The 18005-nt window shown below is 71.4% G+C and carries 17 protein-coding genes and 1 tRNA gene; 10 read left to right on the top strand and 8 right to left on the bottom strand.

All coding sequences use genetic code 11. The annotated features are described in order from the left end of the window. From Asi02nite_RS14015 to Asi02nite_RS14025, 3 genes are all read left to right on the top strand, one after another. A complete protein-coding gene (locus Asi02nite_RS14015) occupies positions 1–669 on the top strand; it encodes a lysophospholipid acyltransferase family protein (RefSeq protein ID WP_203713136.1) in 669 nt (222 codons plus the stop codon). A 604-nt stretch (positions 670–1273) separates the two neighbouring features. Then, a tRNA-Leu gene (locus tag Asi02nite_RS14020) sits at positions 1274–1348 on the top strand. A gap of 718 nt (positions 1349–2066) precedes the next feature. Beyond that, positions 2067–2567, top strand: a complete 501-nt coding sequence (locus Asi02nite_RS14025; protein WP_203713138.1) for a hypothetical protein — start codon at positions 2067–2069, stop codon at positions 2565–2567. On the opposite strand, the gene Asi02nite_RS14030 is transcribed toward Asi02nite_RS14025, so the two are convergent. Both Asi02nite_RS14030 and Asi02nite_RS14035 read right to left on the bottom strand, forming a co-directional pair. Continuing rightward, on the bottom strand, positions 2521–3291 hold the full coding sequence (locus tag Asi02nite_RS14030; protein WP_203713140.1) for a hypothetical protein: 771 nt from the start codon (positions 3289–3291) through the stop codon (positions 2521–2523). The genes Asi02nite_RS14025 and Asi02nite_RS14030 overlap by 47 nt on opposite strands. Then, entirely contained in the window at positions 3288–4211 is a 924-nt protein-coding gene (locus tag Asi02nite_RS14035) for an ATP-binding cassette domain-containing protein (RefSeq protein WP_203713142.1), read from the bottom strand. The genes Asi02nite_RS14030 and Asi02nite_RS14035 overlap by 4 nt, the downstream gene beginning before the upstream one ends. Before the next feature lie 84 nt (positions 4212–4295). Here Asi02nite_RS14035 and Asi02nite_RS14040 point away from each other — a divergent pair, with 84 nt between their 5' ends. The 3 genes from Asi02nite_RS14040 to Asi02nite_RS14050 all read left to right on the top strand — a co-directional run bounded on the left by Asi02nite_RS14040 (position 4296) and on the right by Asi02nite_RS14050 (position 6502). Then, entirely contained in the window at positions 4296–5369 is a 1074-nt protein-coding gene (locus Asi02nite_RS14040; protein WP_203713144.1) for a sensor histidine kinase, read from the top strand. After that, positions 5366–6022: a response regulator gene (locus tag Asi02nite_RS14045; RefSeq protein WP_203713146.1), complete on the top strand. Its 657-nt coding sequence runs from the start codon at positions 5366–5368 to the stop codon at positions 6020–6022. Before Asi02nite_RS14040 ends, Asi02nite_RS14045 begins: the two co-directional genes overlap by 4 nt. 69 nt (positions 6023–6091) lie before the next feature. Next, positions 6092–6502: a hypothetical protein gene (locus tag Asi02nite_RS14050; protein WP_203713148.1), complete on the top strand. Its 411-nt coding sequence runs from the start codon at positions 6092–6094 to the stop codon at positions 6500–6502. Positions 6503–6608: 106 nt separating this feature from the next. On the opposite strand, the gene Asi02nite_RS14055 is transcribed toward Asi02nite_RS14050, so the two are convergent. Both Asi02nite_RS14055 and Asi02nite_RS14060 read right to left on the bottom strand, forming a co-directional pair. Beyond that, positions 6609–7925 carry an NAD(P)/FAD-dependent oxidoreductase gene (locus Asi02nite_RS14055; protein ID WP_203713150.1) on the bottom strand — a complete coding sequence of 439 codons (1317 nt, stop codon included), beginning with the start codon at positions 7923–7925 and terminating at the stop codon, positions 6609–6611. Beyond that, positions 7922–8818: a ferredoxin gene (locus Asi02nite_RS14060; protein WP_203713152.1), complete on the bottom strand. Its 897-nt coding sequence runs from the start codon at positions 8816–8818 to the stop codon at positions 7922–7924. Before Asi02nite_RS14060 ends, Asi02nite_RS14055 begins: the two co-directional genes overlap by 4 nt. Positions 8819–9094: 276 nt before the next feature. Between Asi02nite_RS14060 and Asi02nite_RS14065 the strand changes: the two genes are divergently transcribed. From Asi02nite_RS14065 to Asi02nite_RS14080, 4 genes are all read left to right on the top strand, one after another. Further along, a complete protein-coding gene (locus tag Asi02nite_RS14065) occupies positions 9095–10033 on the top strand; it encodes a DUF4142 domain-containing protein (protein WP_239126704.1) in 939 nt (312 codons plus the stop codon). Positions 10034–10083: 50 nt separating this feature from the next. Beyond that, complete coding sequence (locus Asi02nite_RS14070; protein WP_203713154.1) at positions 10084–11187, top strand: Pecanex-like protein 1; 1104 nt, start codon at positions 10084–10086, stop codon at positions 11185–11187. 76 nt (positions 11188–11263) lie between these two features. Then, a complete protein-coding gene (locus tag Asi02nite_RS14075; protein ID WP_203713156.1) occupies positions 11264–11692 on the top strand; it encodes a hypothetical protein in 429 nt (142 codons plus the stop codon). A 146-nt stretch (positions 11693–11838) separates the two neighbouring features. Next, positions 11839–15570 carry a phosphodiester glycosidase family protein gene (locus Asi02nite_RS14080; RefSeq protein ID WP_203713161.1) on the top strand — a complete coding sequence of 1244 codons (3732 nt, stop codon included), beginning with the start codon at positions 11839–11841 and terminating at the stop codon, positions 15568–15570. Between the two features lie 38 nt (positions 15571–15608). Here Asi02nite_RS14080 and Asi02nite_RS41595 read toward each other — a convergent pair whose 3' ends face one another. The 4 genes from Asi02nite_RS41595 to Asi02nite_RS14095 all read right to left on the bottom strand — a co-directional run bounded on the left by Asi02nite_RS41595 (position 15609) and on the right by Asi02nite_RS14095 (position 17968). Continuing rightward, complete coding sequence (locus tag Asi02nite_RS41595; RefSeq protein ID WP_239126705.1) at positions 15609–15923, bottom strand: hypothetical protein; 315 nt, start codon at positions 15921–15923, stop codon at positions 15609–15611. Beyond that, positions 15911–16516: an NAD-dependent epimerase/dehydratase family protein gene (locus Asi02nite_RS14085; RefSeq protein ID WP_239126706.1), complete on the bottom strand. Its 606-nt coding sequence runs from the start codon at positions 16514–16516 to the stop codon at positions 15911–15913. Before Asi02nite_RS14085 ends, Asi02nite_RS41595 begins: the two co-directional genes overlap by 13 nt. Positions 16517–16547: 31 nt before the next feature. Then, complete coding sequence (locus Asi02nite_RS14090) at positions 16548–16760, bottom strand: helix-hairpin-helix domain-containing protein (protein WP_203713162.1); 213 nt, start codon at positions 16758–16760, stop codon at positions 16548–16550. Positions 16761–16900: 140 nt separating this feature from the next. After that, a complete protein-coding gene (locus Asi02nite_RS14095) occupies positions 16901–17968 on the bottom strand; it encodes a GDSL-type esterase/lipase family protein (protein WP_203713164.1) in 1068 nt (355 codons plus the stop codon). Between the last annotated feature and the right edge of the window lie 37 nt (positions 17969–18005).

Consider the following 18005-nt stretch of genomic DNA (forward strand, 5'->3'; position numbering starts at 1 on the left):
ATGGACGGCCCATTCCTGTACGCGCTAGCCCACCGCACGGTCGGCGGCTACCTGCGTTCCCGCTGGCGACCGACGGTGGCGGGCCTCGACAACCTGCCGGAGAGAGGAGGCGCGATCCTGGCGGCCAACCACCTGTCGGTGGCAGACCAGGTGTTCCTCGGGATCCTGACGCCGCGGCACATCGCGTTCTGGGCGAAGGCGGAATACTTCCGCGCCGTTGGCGCGGCGGGCTACCTGACGCGGCACGTGGTCACGGGCATGGGCGCGATCCCGGTCGACCGGGGCGGCGGCCGCGCGGCCCTGACGGCCTTCGACGCCGCTACGCCGATCCTGCGCGCGGGCGGCCTGGTCGCGATCTTCCCGGAGGGGACGCGGTCGCCGGACGGCCGGCTTTATCGCGGCCGCACGGGGGCGGTCCGGCTGGCCCACCGTGCCGGCGTGCCCATCATCCCGGTCGGCATCCGCGGCACGGACCGCTTGCGTGCGCGGGGTGCGCTGCTGCCGCGCCGCCACCCGATCAGCATCACGTTCGGGCCGGCCTTGCAGGTCCACATCGACAGGCCGGCCGACATCCGCCGGCACACCGACACGCTGATGGGCGCGATCCAGAAGCTGACGAACCAGACCTACGTGCCCCACCACGCACCACCGACCCGGCAGCCCCGGTGAAGGCGGCAACCCCCGTCGGATGCGGGCCTGCTGGGAACCCGCGACCCGCGCTCGCGGCCGCCGGTGGACGCCCCGGCTGTCCGACGCAGACCCAACGCGGCGTCGACGGTCAGAGCGGGTGCCGCGACGACATGCCTGGCGATGGGCACTCATCGCCAGCCTGGACTTGGAGGGAGGCCGCGCCGCCGTGACCCGCTTGTCCTGTGCGACGGGTCCGGACCCGTCGAGGCTCGGTTCGGCCCTGCGCACCTACTTCTAAGCGCGGCGGGTCTGGCTGTTGGTTGGGTGACACCTTCGCCCAACCCCATCGGGGTGCGGTCTGCGCGTAGGCAGTCATCGAGCGTTGGCCGGGTCGGACCGTCACCTAACACGTCCCTTGGCGTAACCCGTTCGGGTGTGGTTGGACGGATTTCGACGGTCCTGGTGGGTTCGGACATGTCGGACCTCGCGCAACCCCGTCTAGCTGCGGCGAGCCCGAGGTCAGAGCGCCTGGTCGGTTCACGTGAGGGGGCAGCGGCGTCATTCATCTGCGCGGCGCCGGGCGGGTGGGGTTCTGCCGCCGTAAGCTCATGCGCCAGAATGTCGAGGCCCGTGGGGACGCCTCGGGGTCGTAGCCCAATTGGCAGCAGGCAAACGGTTTAGGTCCGTTCCAGTGCGGGTTCGAGTCCCGTCGACCCTACTGCTCCTTATCGCCTCCGGCGCCGCGGAGGCTTCCAACCCGCAACCCATGAGCGTCCCGCGGCCACTCGTCCGCACCGTGGTGTCCAGTCCGACATGCGCTGTCACCACGGTGCCGGGCGAATGGGGGCCGTCCGGCGCGGTGCCCGCGTGGGGCAGGCGCTCGCCGCCTCGGTGTGGGGCGAGTCGCGGCGGACCGGAGGGGTGTCCGCGTAGGGCAGGCGCTGGCCGCCCCGGTGCGGGGCGAGTCGAGGCAGACCGGAGCGGTGCCCGCCTGGACAGGCACACCCCGCCCCGGCGCCGGGCGAGTCGAGGCCGACCGGGGTGTGCCCGCCTCGACAGGCGCAGGCCACCGCGGCGACCTGCGAGTCATGGCCGTACGGAGCGAGGCCTGCCTCGAAGGCGCACGTCACCGCGGCGCCCAGCGAGTCAAGACTGGTGGACCGTCGGGATGCACCGTTACCGCCGCGGTCGGTCAAGCCAGCGTCACACATCCCGCCACGGGAACGGTCCGGCACTCCGCCACATCGGACCACACCGAAGTGCCTCGCCTGACCGGGTTTCGCCGAGGCCGGAGCCGCACGGTCGGGCCGGAGCGGTACCCGTGAGGTCAAGCCCACCCGTCACCCCTGCCCGCCCGCCGAACCGTGACTGCTATTCATGAGCGCATGAACGCGTCGCCCACCAGGTCCTCTGCGGCACGGCTCGTCATGGTTGGCATGCGCGCCTGTGCCGTCCTCACCCTGGTCGATCTGCTGATGGTCGGCGCTAAGTACGAAGACCGCGTCATGGTCGTCACCCACAGCACCCCCGACATACCCCCGCTCGGCTTCCTCGCCGTCCTCGTCGAACTCGCCACACCGCTCGACACCGTCCTCGCGATAACCGGATCATCCTGGATCCTCGCCGCGGCCACCACCGCCGTCGCCTTCCTCGTGTGGAGACGCCGGACAGCCAAGACCACCGACCTCCGACCATGGTGGACAGCGCTGCTCCTCACCACCCCACTCGTCGCCGCGGCGGTCGTCTGGCGGCAAGCCGTCGTCGCGTACGAGATCGGTGGTCAACAGATGCGTGACACCCGCCCGTACGCCTACCTCCTCTGGGCAACCGCAGCGGCCGCCGTCCTCTACACCACGGCACGAGGCCGCAAAATAGCGAAGGCCGACCCGGTCACGCGTCCCGACGACGGAACAGCACCCCGGCACCCACAACCGTGACAGCGACGAACACCGCGAACACCACCCCCGACGGCCACCGGGAGAACAGGCCCACCTCCGACGCCAACCCGCCCGACGCCTCGCCCGCCGCGCTGACCAACTGCAAGCCCGCCGTGAACGGCAGGAACTTCACCGCCGGGAGCAACCAGTCCAGAGCCGGCGCGTACGACAGTCGGAAGATGAGCTGTTCGACGATCATCGGCGTCACGAGCAGCACCACCAACGCGCCCGGCACGCCGCGCAGCAACTGGCCCAACGCGACCCCGAGCACCGACCACAGCCCGCCCAGCAACAGGTACCCGGCGACCGTCGGATCGGCCAGAGGAAGCGACGACCAGAAGAACCGCGTCACCCCGACGTTGACCACAATGGACAAGAAGGTCACGACCAGGCCCGTCGCGCCGACGACGAGCAATTTGGCCGAGAACAGCCGCAGGCGGCGCGGCACCGACGTCAGCGTCGGCTGGATCGTGCCGTAGCGGTACTCGTGCCCCGACGCCAGCACGCCCAGCACCGCCAGGAAGACCACCGCCATCGGCACCGGCAGGTTCGCGCCGCCGCCGGTCACCGCGGCCACCATCAGGTCGCGGCCCGGGTCGTCGGGTTCCAGCCAGGCGATCAACACCGCGATCACCGCGTTGAGCAGCAGAGCCGAACCGATCAGCCAGTACGTGGACCGCAGCGTACGCAGCCGCACCCATTCGAACCGCAGCGCGTCGGTCATTCCCCACCGCCAGCGGGCGCCTGCGCCACGTACTCCTCGGCAGCGCCGGTCGCCGTCATGAACGCCGTCTCCAGCGAGGCGGTCGTCGTCGACAGCTCGTGCACCCGTACCCCCGCGGCGAAGGCGACGTCTCCGACCGTGGCCGAGGAGGCGCCGCTGACCCGCACCCCGTCCGCCCCCTCGGCAGACACGGATATCCCGGGGACCGCCCGCAACGCGTCGACGAGCATGGAGACCGATGGCGTACGCACGAGCACAGTGGACTGTGTGAACGACCGCACGAACCCGTCGACCCCGCCGTTGTAGATCATCCGGCCGCGCCCCACGACCACGAGCTCGTCGGCCATCAGCGACATCTCGGAGAGCAGATGGCTCGACACGAAGATGGTGCGCCCCTCCGCCGCCAGCGCCCGCAGCACGTCGCGCAGCCAGTGGATGCCGTGCGGGTCGAGGCCGTTGGCCGGCTCGTCGAGGATCAGCGTCGCCGGGTCGCCGAGCAGCGCCTGCGCCAGGCCGAGCCGCTGCGCCATGCCGAGCGAGAAGCCCTTGGGCTTGCGGCGCGCGACCTCGGCGATGCCGACGAACTCGAGCACCTCGTCGACCCGCGTAGCGGGGATCCCGCTGCCGGCCGCGAGCATGCGCAGGTGGTTGCGGGCCGTCCGGGTCGGGTGGAAGGCCTTCGCCTCCAGCACCGCGCCGATCTCGCGCATCGGGTGCCGGATCGTCTCGAACCGGCGCCCGTCGAAGCGGGTCTCGCCGGTGCCGCGGTCGAGGTCGAGCATCAGCCGCATGGTGGTCGACTTGCCGGCGCCGTTGGGGCCGAGGAAGCCGGTGACCGTGCCGGGCCTCACCTCGAAGCTGAGGTCGTCCACGGCGACTTTGTCGCCGTAGCGCTTCCCGAGCCGAGCAGCCGTGATCATGTGCGTCTCCGGAGTACGTGGGAATGTCGCAGGCAGGATCGCCCAGGGTTGCTGAGTTTCCGCTGAGAGCCGAGAGTGGTGGGCGTGAAGCGGGCCTTGGCGGCGTTGACCGCGGCGGCGTTCGTCACCCTCGTGGTCGACGTCGTCGCCGCGCATGGTCCCGCCGTCTCGCTCGGGCCGGCCGTCGCGTTCCTGCTCGCCGCGACGTTCGGCATCGGTCCGGTCGAGCGCCGTCCCGAACGCTGGCCGCGCTACGCCTACGTCATCGCGCTGTTCCTGCTCGGCGGCGCGGTCTTCACCATCTCCGGTGCCTCCGTCGGCGCCACCCTGCTGCTGGTCGTGCTGGTGAGCCAGGCCACCCTGCTGCTGCCGGTGCCCGCGGTGGTCGTCGTGGTCGCGCTGGTGCCGTTCTTCCACGCGGGCATGGCCTTCGCCGAGGGGCTGCGCGAGGGCCTCGGCCTGCTCGCGGCCGCCGTCTTCGCCGCGGTCCTGACCAAGCTGCTGGTCCGGGAGCAGACCGCCAGAAAACAGCTTCGGGAGTACGCGCTGCAGGCGGAGCGGCTCGCCGCGGCGCAGGAGCGCAACCGGGTTGCCCGCGACATCCACGACGGCCTCGGGCACGCGCTGACCGTGGTGCAGATGCAGATCAAGGCGGCCCGAGCCGTGCTGGCCAGCCAGCCGGAGCGGGCCGACGACGTGCTGGCCAAGGCGCAGGACCAGGCGGAGGAGGCGCTGCGCGAGGTCCGCCGGTCCGTCGGTGCGCTGCGCGAACGCCAACCGGCGCTGCCGTTGCCGGAGGCCCTGAAGGAACTGGCCGCCGAGACCTCCGCCGCGGGCGTGCCCACCGACGTGACGGTCACCGGGCCGGTGCGGACGCTGGGGGAGGAGGCCACCGAGTCGCTTTTCCGCGCGGCCCAGGAGGGCCTGACCAACGTCCGTAGGCATGCCGGCGCCGGCCGGGCCGCCCTGACGCTCGACTACTCGCGCCCCACCGACGTGCGGCTCGAGGTGCACGACGACGGCAGCGGCACCGCGCGGGAGGGAGCGGGCTTCGGCCTGCTCGGCGTCCGCGAGCGGGCCGCGCACCTCGGCGGCCGGATGAGCCTGGAATCGGTGCCGGGCAAGGGTTCCACGCTGCGCGTCGAGGTGCCCGGATGACCGTACGCGTGCTGCTCGTCGATGACCAGGCCCTGTTCCGCGAAGCGCTGGCCGTGCTGCTCGGCGTGCACGCCGACATCGACGTCGTGGGGGAGGCCGGCGACGGCGCCGAGGCGCTCACCCGGGTCGCCGCCGAGGCGCCCGACGTGGTGCTGATGGACCTGCGGATGCCGGTGCTGGACGGCATCACGGCCACCCGCCGGTTGCGGGTCGAGCATCCCGGCGTACGGGTGATCGCCCTGACCACGTTCGACGACGACGAGGACGTGTTCGCGGCGCTGCGCGCGGGTGCGGTGGGCTACCTGCTCAAGGACGTCTCGTCGGCGCGACTCGTCGAGGCGGTGCTGGCGGCGGCCCGCGGCGAGTCGGTGCTGCAACCCTCCGTCGCGGCCAAGGTGGTGGCCCGGATCGCGGCGCTGCCGCCCGAACCCATCGCATCGCGACCGCAGCCGCTCGTGGTGCCGCTGTCCGACCGGGAGCTGGAGGTGGTCCGGTTGCTCGCGGACGGCCGCAGCAACAGGGAGATCGCCGCCGCGCTCTTCCTCGCGGAGGGCACCGTCAAGAACCACGTGACCAACGTGCTCGGCAAGCTCGGCGCCCGCGACCGCACCCAGGCCGCGCTGCGCGCCCGTGCCCTGGGCCTGCTGGCGTGACGCGGGCATGACCCCGACCATGACCTTCGGCACCTGACGCGGGCCGGGCCGCCTCGGGAGGATGAGTCCATGACCGCCTCCAAAGGGGACACCGCGATGACCGCCACGCGCCGGGACCACCTCCGCTTCGCCCTCCACTACCTCGAGATGGTCGTCTCGATGCTGGTCGGCATGTTCGCGCTCGACCCGCTCTGGCCGGACAGCCTGACCGGCCACGACGCGCCGGGCACGCTGGTGATGGCGACCAACATGTCGATCGGCATGGCGGTCTGGATGACCATCCGTCGCCACCCCTGGCCGCGGACGCTCGAGATGGTCGCCGCGATGTACGCGCCGTTCGTCGTGCTGCTGGTGCCGTATTTCCTCGGCGGGATCGACGGTCACGCCCTGATGATGGGCGGCCACGTGCTGATGTTCGTCACGATGTTCGCCGCGATGTGGTGGCGGCGCGGCGACTATTACCACCATGGGCACCACTGACGCAAATAGCAGGTCGGCCGGAGCGAACCGCTCCGGCCGACCTTATTTCTTCGTTTATTCTTACTTAAGTGGCTGACTGTGATCTATGCAATTCAGATGGTCGCGATCAGGCCACCGACGCGAGGCGGCGCGGAGCCGGCTCGGCGATTTCCTGGCGCTCCAGGAACTCCTGACGCTCCGGGACGTCCGTGCGCAGCGGCAGCGGGACGGCCTGCATGGGCGGCAGCGGCGTCGCGATCATCGCCCGGGCCAGCGAGGTGAACGCGTGGGCCGCGTTGACCGACACCAGCCCGACCATCCGGTCGTCGCGGTGGTAGCCGACGACCACACCGGACCGTGCCTTGTCGCGCCGGTGCCGCTTCAGCTCGCTGATCGACACCTCGCCGTCGGGGACGAGCTCGCCGCAGACCTGGATGCGCAGGCCCCACTGCTCGGTCCAGAACCGGGGGATGACCGTCACCGGGCCGGGCTCGCCGTCCTCGGCGAGCAGCGTGCGGGCCGCACCACGGCCCTGCTCCAGGGAGCTGATCCAGTGCTCGGCCTTGCGCAGGGAGGGCCCGTAGCGCAGATTCGGCCAGGTCGCGACCGCGCCGCAGGCCACGACGTCGTCGAGGCCGACGACCCGCAGGCTCGGGTCGCAGACGACGCCGTTGGACACGTCGATGCCCGCGTTCTCCAGCCAGCCGGTGTCGGGACGGCCGCCGGTGGTCGCGACCACCACGTCACCGACCAGGTTCTCGCCGTCGTCGAGCTGCACCATCCAGCCGTTCTTGAACCGGCTGGCGGAGGCGACCCGGTGGCCGAGGCGGAAGTCGACGCCCTCCTCGCGCATCACGTCGGTGACGTGGCCGCCGATCTCCTCGCCCAGCGCACGGGCCATGACCTGCTGCTTCGAGTCGATGACCACGCAGTTGCGGGCCATCGAGCGGACGGCGCTGGCGACCTCGCTGCCGGTGATGCCACCGCCGACGATGATGACCCGCTCGGCGTCGCGCAGCGCCCGGCGCAGCGCCCAGGCGTGCTCCAGGTTGTGCAGCAGGTGCACGCCCGGCTCCTTGGCCCAGCGCGGCATGCTGGGCGACGAGCCGGTCGCGATGACCAGGCCGTCGTACGCGAAGGACTCGCCCGTGTCGGTCTCCACCCTGTGGTTGTCCGGGTCGATGTCGACCGCCGTCCGGCCGAGGTACCAGGTCAGGTCCTCGTCGTGGAACGGCATCCGGGTGTCCTGCGGGCGCTTGTGGCCGGTGAGGATGCCCTTGGAGCACGACGGACGGTCGTACGGGCCTTCCTTCTCCGCTCCGACCATCGCGATCTCGCCCGGGAACCCCTGGCGGCGCAACTCTTCGGCCGCGGCGACGCCTGCGCGTCCCGTCCCGACGATCAGAATCCGGCCGTAGTCCGCGCGCCTGATCCGCCGCGTCATCGGTCTCCCCTGCTACGTCGACGTGGACCGGCGCCCGAGCCCGCCGGAATCCGTGTGGGGCCGGTCAACGGCTGCTCGGCCGGCTCATCGATGTTCTTCTGGGTAACCACCGTGGTCGCGGTCCGGTTGAGCTGGATCGCCCGGGCCGGACACACCTCCACGGCTCTGATCACGTCATTGGCCAGGTTGGGCGGCACGGTCGCCTTGTAGGCCAGGCGGCCGTCACCCCGGAGGGCGAACACCTTCGGCGCCTCGTGCTCGCAGAACCCGAACCGGGCGCAGCGGTTGCCGTCCACGTTGACCAGCAGCTCGTCACCGACGCCGGCGGCCCCGTTGCGCTTGGTTGCCGACTCCTGTCGCCAGTTCTGCCACATCGGCGTCGTGGTGATCCACAGCAGCACCGTGATGACGAAGGAGCCGAGGACCGGGCCCCACCGCTCCGCCGCGGCGATGTCCGAGCCGGACATCAGCACGTGCGCGACCAGGAGCATGTAGGCCACGTAGTTGAAGACGTGGAACGCGCGCCACCGGGTGTAGCCCATCTTCTTCTGGATCAGCACCGAGAGGGTGCAGGCCACGAAGAGCTCCAGCGAGATGACCCCGACGCCGATGCCGATCGGGTCGTACGGGTTGGTGAACGGCACGAGCACGTCGACGAGCCTGACCGTCCCCATCGGCCCCGCGAGCTGCGTGAACCCGTGCACGATGCCGAGGATCAGGCCGATCAACGCGACGGTCGAGTGGATGCCGTAGACCGTGGCGTGCTTGATCCGGCTCTGCGCCCAGCCGTTGCGGAGCATGAGTCCCCAGAGGACAGCCAGCCACAACAGGAAGAGCGACGCGAACCCGACCGTCGCCGCGACGAGGTGGACGCTGTCCTGCGCATTGCGCACAGTGCTTCCTCCGTTGCTTGTGGCGGGAAGTGGGGACAACGCAAGTATGGTGCGGAGCGTCGAATTGTCAATCTGGTGTGGTCGCCCGTTTCGGGGGTACTTTTCGGTGCCCAACACGCTGCGGAACGGCTGCCGGACGGTCGGTTCGCGAACTATAAATTTGCTTTAAACGTGGCCTAGGGGTTCCTTCACTTAAGCCTTCTCTAATTGACAGGCGTTTATCGTCTTCCTTCGTGTCCAGGGTGCGGCTGCGGCCGCCGACATGGAGGAGTGAAGGTGGAAGTCCGCCGGCTGGTCGGGTTGGGTGCGCGAGTGGTCGCGTTGGCGTCGTTGGTGGCGTTGGTGCCGGCTTCGGCCGCGCTGGCGATCGGCCAGCAGGAGGCGCCGGCCGCGGGAGCGATGAGCCACCCCGGTCACGTCGCCGGCATGAGCCACCGCGAGCACATGGCCGCGATGGCCCAGACCACCTGGGACCTCAACCACGCCAAGCACATGGCCGCGATGACCGCACTGCAGGACACCAGCAGGCTGACCTACCTCGCACCGTCGCCCGGGCCGGACAAGGAGAAGTTCCCCGTCCCGGTGCCGCCGGACGTGGCCATCGCCCAGAACGGCAAGTACGGGCCGATCGGGCCGTCCGATGTCGACCTGGTCATCAAGGTGCGACTGGCCGGCCTGTGGGAGCAGCCCGCCGGCGAGATGGCGGTCGAGAAGGGCAAGAACCCGCGCGTCAAGGAGATCGGGCGGATGATCGCCGATCAGCACGCGGTGCTCGACAAGCTCGACGTGCTGGCCGCCCAGCGCCTCGGCATCCAGATCCCCAACGAGCCGAACAACGACCAGAAGTTCTGGCTCGAGGAGATGAAGGACGCGGAGGGCGACGAGTTCGACCAGATCTTCGTCGACCGGCTGCGCGTGGCGCACGGCAAGGTCTATTCCGCCATCGCCTTCGTCCGCGCCGGCACCCGCAACGACCTCGTACGCGAACTGGCGCAGCAGTCCAACCAGTTCGTCAGTACCCACTTGACTCTGCTCGAGAGCACGAGCCTGGTCGACTGGCAGCACATCCCGCTCCCGCCGGAGCCCGCCGACGTTCCCGTGGCCGCCGCAGGCTACATCCGGAGCGGCGTCTCTCCGACCGTGATCTGGCTGGTGCTCGGTGCCGCGGCAGTCGCCGGCACCATCACCGTCCTTCGCGTAGCACGTCCTCGGTAACCCCTGAATACAACCGCAACGGTGTGTGTCCACATGGAAGGTGACACGGAATGACCAGAACCAGGCAGGCCCCCCGCAAGAACCGGCGCTTCATCGCCGTGTTCGCGACGGTGGCGGTCTTCGCCGGCCTCGTAGCTGTCACGCAGGTGTCGCTCGCGGGTAGCTGGCGCGGCAGGAACAACAACAGCCTGCCGGTGTGTCCGCCGTCCGCGGCCGCTCCCGCCGCCGCTCACGACCACAGCACCGAGCAGGACCCGAACGCGACGCCGCCGGCGGACGCCCCTCCCGGTGAGGTCGCCGGCGCTGCCGGTGACGGCACCACGGGTGACGCCCCTCCGGTCGACCCCACGGCTGCCGCCGAGGCGGCCGCGACCGCGTCGGCCGCGGCGCGGGCGCAGGAGCAGCAGCGCCGGCGGAACAACGACCGCAACAACGAGCGTTGCCGCCCGGCCAGCACGCCGACCAGCTCCACCGGTGGTTCGAACGGTGGCAGCAACGGTGGTTCGAACGGCGGTAACAACGGCGGTAACAACGGCGGCGGCACCGCGCCGACCACCACGCCGGGCACCACGCCGACGACCACCAGCTCGCCGGCCGCGCCGCCCACCCTGCCGGAGTCCCTCGGCAACACCTGTGAGGGCACCGAGTTCCAGGCGCACGACGGCTTCCAGAACGGCCCCCGCTGCGTCAGCACCGAGTTCGGCGAGGTCGGCGCGGTCGAGGACAACCCGACGCTGCTGATCAGCCGGGCGCCCGGCCGGGTTCGGGTCAACACCGCGTTCGACATCCAGGTCAGCACCCGCAACCTGGTTCGTGACCGGTTCCTGCCGGCCGGCGCGGGTGGCTACTACAAGGAGTCCTCGAAGCTGACCGAGGAAGGCCTGCAGCGCGGTCACTTCCACATGGCGTGCCGTCTGCTGAGCGGCCGTGGCGCTCAGGACCCGGCGCCGGTGCCGGCCTTCTTCAAGGCGGTCGAGGACGGCGGCGGCGGCGCCACCCCGGACACCGTGACCGTGACCGTGCCGGGCCTGGCCGCGACCGGCGTGGCGCAGTGCGCCGCGTGGGCCGGTGACGGTTCGCACCGCATCCCGATGATGGTGCGCGCCAACCAGATTCCCGCGTTCGACTCGGTTCGGGTCGTCGTCACCCGCTAGTCACGATTTGAGCACTACCGCTGCGGCTGGGCCGGGCACCGGAAACGGTGTCCGGCCTCCGCGGTAGCGACGCACCATGAACGGGACTCCCATGGACGACGTACGCGCGATCCGGGTCCGCCAGCTCATCGGCGTCTACCGGTTCGACACAGGCGCGAGCCTCGTCGCGGCCCGCCTGACCGGGCAGGGCTGCGCGCTGCGCGCCCTCACCCATCGCGGCCTGTTCACCAACCCGGCGTGGTCGGCGATGACGGCGGAGCTGATCGTCCCGGTCCTGCTCACGCACTTCGACCAGAGCCCGGCCCCGGTCCGGGCGATCACGGGCCCGACCCGCCCGTACGTCCTGGCCCGCACTCGCGACGCGGTGGTCCCGCTGCTCGGCCCGACGGCCCTGACCCGCATCGCGGGCCGCGTCGACGTCTTTCTGGACCACCTCCGCGCCGCCACCTGGACAGCCGGCCTGACCTGGACCCGCGGCATGGTCGACAGCAACGTCCCCAGGTAGCTGTATTAGTCAGGTATCGGCGGCTTCCTCGTCGTCCCGGGTTCATCCGGGATTCGGGCGCGATCTCTAGCTTCGGGCGTGATGTGTCGTACGACGTGGGGATCCTGACCTTGAAATCACGAATAGTCGCGCCCTGGGTGGCTGTGGTGGCCACGGCCGTCACGCTCGTGGCGGCGCCGGCCGGTGCGAGCGCCGATCCCGGTGCCGCGCCGGCGCCCGTCACCGGTGGGCTGCCGCTGATCGACACGCGCGAGCGGATCGGTCCCGGTATCGACCTCCAGCATGTCAAGGCGCTGGACACCAAGGGCTGGTACGACGCCCAGTTCCTGACCATCGACCTCGCCAACAAGGCCGTCAGCACCGACCTGCTGACCGCCGGCCCCGTCGCGTCCGGCGGGCCGCTCAGCGCCGCCGCCAACAAGGCCGGTGCCGTCGCGGGTGTCAACGGCGAGTTCTTCGACATCGGCAACAGCAACGCCGCGCTCGGCGGTGAGATCCAGAACGGGCAGCTGCGCAAGACCGCCGACATCGGCGGGCGCCAGCACGTCGGCGTCAGCAAGGCCGGCATCGCCCAGCTCGTCGACCTCGCCGTCGACGCGAGCGCCACCTTCGCCGGCGCGCCGCACAAGGTCCTCGCCATCAACGCGGCGAACGGTGGCGGCGTGCCCGTCGACGGCCTGATCGCGTACACCTCGGCCTGGGGCACCTTCACCCGCAACCGCTCGTTCGGCGGCGTGGACCCGAGCCGGATCGCCGAGGTCGTCGTGGCGGGCGGCAAGGTCGTCACGGTCACACCGACCGGCCCGGCCGGCGCCGGTGAGCTGCCCGCCGACGGGTTCTCGCTGGTCGGCCGCGACGCCGCCGCCGACGCGCTGCGTGCGCTGCGGCCCGGCGACCCGGTCACGCTCGACTACGCGCTCTCGGACGACGCGGCCAAGACCATGAAGTTCGCGCTCGGCCAGGGCAGCACGGTCGTCGCCGACGGCAAGGTCGTGGCCGGCCTCGACACCTCGATCGCACCGCGTACGGCGCTGGGCTTCAAGGACGGCGGCCGTACCCTCGTGCTCGCCACCTGGGACGGCCCGGGCGGCACCGGCAAGGGCGGCGTCGGCATCGACAAGGAGGCCCGCGACCTGGTGGCCCTCGGCGTCGCGACCGCGGTCAACCTCGACGGCGGCGGCTCGACCACGATGGTCGCCCGCGCGCTCGGTGAGACCGACGCGACCGTCCGCAACGTGCCCTCCGACGGTCACGAGCGCAACGACCCGAACGGCGTCGGCGTCTTCGTCGCACCCGGCGACGGCAAGCTGCACGAGCTCGTGATCGGCGGCGCGGACGCCAAGGTCTTCCCGGGCCTGCGCCGCGCGCTGGTGGCGCAGGGTGTCGACGACCACCAGACCCCGGTCGCGGTCGACGCGAAGTCGGTGAAGTGGCGCGGCGCGAAGAACGGTGTGCTCACGGCGCCGGCCCGCGGCCCGGTCACGGTCTCCGCGTCCGTCGGCCGCGTCTCCGCCCAGACCACGGTCCAGGTGCTCCGCCCGCTCGACACCGTCGAACTGTCCACGAACCGCCTCTCCATCGCCGAGGCGACGCCCGCACAGGCGGCCACCGTGGCGGTGACCGGTCGCGACGACCAGGGCTACACCGCCCCGGTCGACCCGGCCGACCTGACGCTGGACTACGACCACAGCGTCGCCGACATCCAGCCGGTCGGCGGCAAGCTGAAGGTGGTGCCGCTCAAGGCCGGCGGCACGGTGCTGACCGTCTCGGTGGGCGGCGCTGCGATCCAATTGCCTATCACCGTCGGCGTGCAGACCGTGACCGCGTACGAGTTCACCGACGACGTCCTGGCCCGCTGGCGGAACAACAGCACCGCCGCGACCACCTTCAGCAAGGACGCCGAGGGGCTGCGGGTCGACTTCGCCGCCATGCGGAACGTCGGCATCTCCGCCACGTCGGCCGCCGGCCGCGTCACCGTGCCGGGCCAGCCGCTGCGGGTCCGCGTCCGGATGAAGTCGAGCATCGCGGTGCCGAGCGGGCTGACCTACCTCGGCTACTACGACGGCAACGGCAAGGCTTCGGGTACGTACGGCACCGCGCTGGTGCCCAGCGACGACTGGCAGTTCGCCACGTTCACGCTGCCAGCCGACACGGTCTTCCCGATCACGATGTCCAGCTTCCAGGGCATCAACACCGCGGTGGCCCAGCAGAAGGCGGGTACGTTCGTCCTCAACCGCATCGAGGCCGACGTGCCCAGCTCGATCGACCTGCCGGAGCAGCCGGACCTGCGGCCGGACCGGCTCGTGTCTCCTGACGGCTCGCTGCCCGGCGGCTGGCACTTCGCGTCGATGTCGGACGTGCAGTTCACCGCGGACAACCCGAACCTGACCCAGGTCGCCACGGCCGCGCTGCAGCGGATCAAGCAGACCCGGCCCGACCTCGTCATCCTCAACGGCGACATCACCGACCGGGGCCTGCCGCAGGACCTGGCGCTGGCCAAGCAGGTGCTCACCGACGCGGGCTGCGACCTGGTCGCGGTCGGCCAGGAGCCCACCGCGCAGCCCACGCCGGACCGGGTGCCCTGCTACTACGTGCCCGGCAACCACGAGTCGTACGGCCTGAACAACACCCAGTCGGACCTGACCAACTTCGTCAAGGAGTTCGGCCAGCCGTACCGGACGTTCGACCACAAGGGCACGCGGTTCATCCTGCTGGCCAGCTCGCTCGGCACGCTGCGCGGCACCAACTGGGACCAGCTCCCGATGATGCGGCGCGCGCTCGACGAGGCCCGGCGTGACCCGAGCGTCCGCAACGTGGTCGTGGCCGCCCACCACCCGGTGGACGACCCGGACGACGCGAAGTCCAGCCAGCTCGGCGACCGCGACGAGGTCGCGCTGGTGGAGAAGCTCCTGACGGACTTCCGGGGCGCGACGGGCAAGGGCGCGGCGATGCTCGGCTCGCACGCCCAGATCGCGAACGTGCACCGGGTCGAGGGCGTCCCGTACCTCGTGCACCCGTCGTCGGGCAAGGGCCCGTACGGCACGCCCGACCGCGGTGGTTTCACCGGCTGGGTCAACTGGGCGGTCGACGCCGCCGAGAACGCGAGTGGGAACTGGCTGACGGCCGACGTACGCGCCTTCGCCCAGTCGATCACGTTGAACGCGCCGGAGGCCCTCGACCTGGGTACGACGACGCAGCTCTCCGGCAGCATCGTCCAGCCCGACGGCGTCTCGGTCGGCTCGCGGGTCGTGCCGCTGCGCTACCCGATGTCGGTGCACTGGAGCGGGTCGGCGAACCTGGCGATCGGCAGCGGCGACGCGGCCGTGGCCGCCGCCCGCAAGGCGAAGAAGTCGGCGATCCTCGACCCGGCGACGCGTACGCTGACCGCGCTGCGGCAGGGTCAGGTGACCGTGACGGTGACCAACGACTCGATGCGGCCCTACACCGACGCCGCCTCGCTCGCGCCGATCACCACGTCGAGGACCATCCAGGTCGGGCCGCCGCCCGCCGCCGGCCCGGTGTTCGCCGCGGAGACGCCGGTGTTCACCGCCCAGCCGGTCGGCACCCTCGGCCAGTCGCGCACCGTGACGGTCACCAACACCGGCGACCAGGGGCTGCGGATCTCGTCGACCGCCGTCCAGGCCCACTACCCGGTGCTGCTCAACCCGTTCTTCGTCGAGCGGGACCGGTGCGCGGGCCACACGATCGCCCCGCACGCCACCTGCACCGTCACGGTGCGTTTCCTGCCCATCCTGCCCAACATCACGGCGACGGCTTCGCTGGTGTTCCAGACGAACACCGCCGACCGCCGCGAGTCGGTCGCCCTGACCGCCACGAGCACCAAGCTCGACTGGGGCCACTGGCCGCTGGCCGAGTAGGTCCGGGGGCCGGCGTCCTCTGTGGACGCCGGCCCTCTTCACCTGGAGAAGGTCGCGCGGATGGCGTCGTCGACCGAGCGGCCGGTGGTCGGCTCGACGAACTCGTCCGCCAGCATCAGCGGCGCGAGATGGCTCGGGTTGGCGCCCGATTCCTTGCCGCGCAGGGACTGCAGAGCGCCACCGGTACGCAGGGCGGCGTGCACCGCGGCGGCCGGCAGGCGGCGGACCGGACGGGGGCGGCCCACCGCGGCCGCGATCCGGGTCAGCATCTCGTGCCACGTCAGGTTCTCGTCGGCGATCGGGAGGTCGGCGCCGCCGGCCTGCTCGAGCGCGTCGACCGTCAGGTCGGCCACGCTGCGCACCGACACGACCGCCGAGCCGCCGGGCGGGGCGAGCAGCGGGGTCCGGGAACGGGCCCACCGGTCGAGCGGGCCGGCCCAGTTCGGCAGCGGTCGCCGGCGCGGCCGAAGACGAAGGGCAGTTCGATCACCGCGACCGGCAGGTCCGGCCCGGCCGCCGCCCGGCCCTCGGCGGCCTGCTCCTTCCGGCAGCGGATGTAAATGTGCCGCTCCGTGAGCCGCCATTCCGGGTGCAGGCGGTCGAAGTAGGTGTAGTAGGAGCCCATGATGACGCCGCGGGTCAGACCCTCCTGGCGGGCTGCCGTGAACAGACGCACCACCGGGTCGACCAGGTCCGCGCGGAACGTCGGGTAGATCGGCTTGGGCAGCGGGCGTTGCTCGTCGGTGCGGGCCGCGTACACGACGCCGCCGTGGCCCTCGAGCAGTTTCCGCATGTCCTCGACGGTGGCCGCGCCGAGGTCGAGCAGGTGGTCGACGCCCGGCCGGGCCGTGCGGGCCGTGGTGGTCACCACGTGGCCCCGCTCGCGCAGCACGTCCGCGACGTGGGCACCGATCAGACCGCTTCCACCGACCACCAGAATGCGCATCCGCGCATCGTCCACTCAGGATCGGCTGGCGTCAATCGGCGAAGCCGCGGCCCTGCCCGGCCAGCGCGGCGGCCAGGATGCGCACCGCCTTGGGCCCGACGCCGTGCATGGCGAGCAGGTCGCGCCGGCTGAGGGCGGCCACCTGGTCGAGGGTCGTGATGCCGGCGGCCAGCAGGGCGCTGTTGGCCGGGCGCCCGATGGGAGGCAGGTCGCCGATCCGCTCCGGCACGTCGCGCGTACTCACCCGGCCAGTTTGCCGGATCGGCCTACGCGGGCGGGCCGGAAGAGGACGGCCGGCACCGCGCCGGTGGCGCGATCGAGCCGGAACGCCCGCTCGGCCACCGCACCCATGCGGCGATCCAACCATCGTCGGCCCTGGTGCGCTCAGCGCGTGAGGTGGCGGAGGTCGAGGGCCTCGGCCATGACCTCCGCGCCGATGTCGTTGAGGTGGATGCCGTCCCCGGAGTCGTAGGCGTGGCGGATGTAGTCGGGCCGGGCCGGGTCCGCGACCGCCCGCGCCACGTCGAAGACACCGTCGAACACGCCCGCGGTGCGGATCCACTCGTTGACCTCGCGGCGCGTGCCGATGACCTCCGGCGTACGGGCGTCGGGGCCGGCGCCCGCGAAGGGGCCGATGGTGGCGACGACGATCCTCAGGCCCGCCTGCCGGGCCTGGCCGGCCAGTGCGGTGTAGCCGGCGATCAGGTCGCCCGCGGTCGGCAGGGCTTCGCCGAGTTCGCTCGGCAGGACCAGGTCGTTGATGCCGAGGTTGACCAGCACATGGGTCAGTGCGGGTATCGGCAGGACGTCGCGGTCGAAGCGCGCCAGCGCATGCGGGCCGACCTCGTCGCGGAGCAGGCGGTTGCCGGCGATGCCGAGGTTGACGACCCAGCCCTGCGCCAGGCGGCGGTTGATGAAGTCGACGGAACGGCGGTTCGCGCCGGGTGTCGTGCCGACTCCCTCGAACCACGAGTCCCCGAAGGCCGCGGCCACCATGGTGTCGGGTGCCGGCACGTCAACGCCCGAGACGACATACCTGCCCTCGACCAGTTCGGCCCCCGCGAGGCGGTGCGAGTGGGTCCGGTCGCCGCCCGCGATCCGCGCGATCTCCGCCGGTCGGTGGGAGTAGGTGGCCAGGTCGGTCTTGTCGGGGAAGTAAAGGTTGACGACGAGGTCGCTGCCGCCCGCCACCGCGAGATCGACCTGATCGGAGACGATCTCCTCACCCGGCGCGACGACGACCCGCCCCGCGCCGCCGAAGGTGACGGCCCGCTGGCCGCCGCCGGTGCTCGCCGTCGCGGCGCCGATCGTGAGCGGGCTCCGGCCGTACAGGTTCGTGAGACGGACGCGGAACGCGTCCCCACCGCCCGCCATGTGCAGCGGCTGGCTGAGCGTCTGGTCGGCGAACCCCCGCGGTTCGCCGAACTGAAGCAGGCCATGGGGGTCGATCACCGCGGTACGAAACCCGGCTGTCCAGATCATCGTGGTC

Origin of the sequence: Asanoa siamensis, assembly GCF_016862555.1 — a bacterium.
Classification (GTDB): domain Bacteria; phylum Actinomycetota; class Actinomycetes; order Mycobacteriales; family Micromonosporaceae; genus Asanoa; species Asanoa siamensis.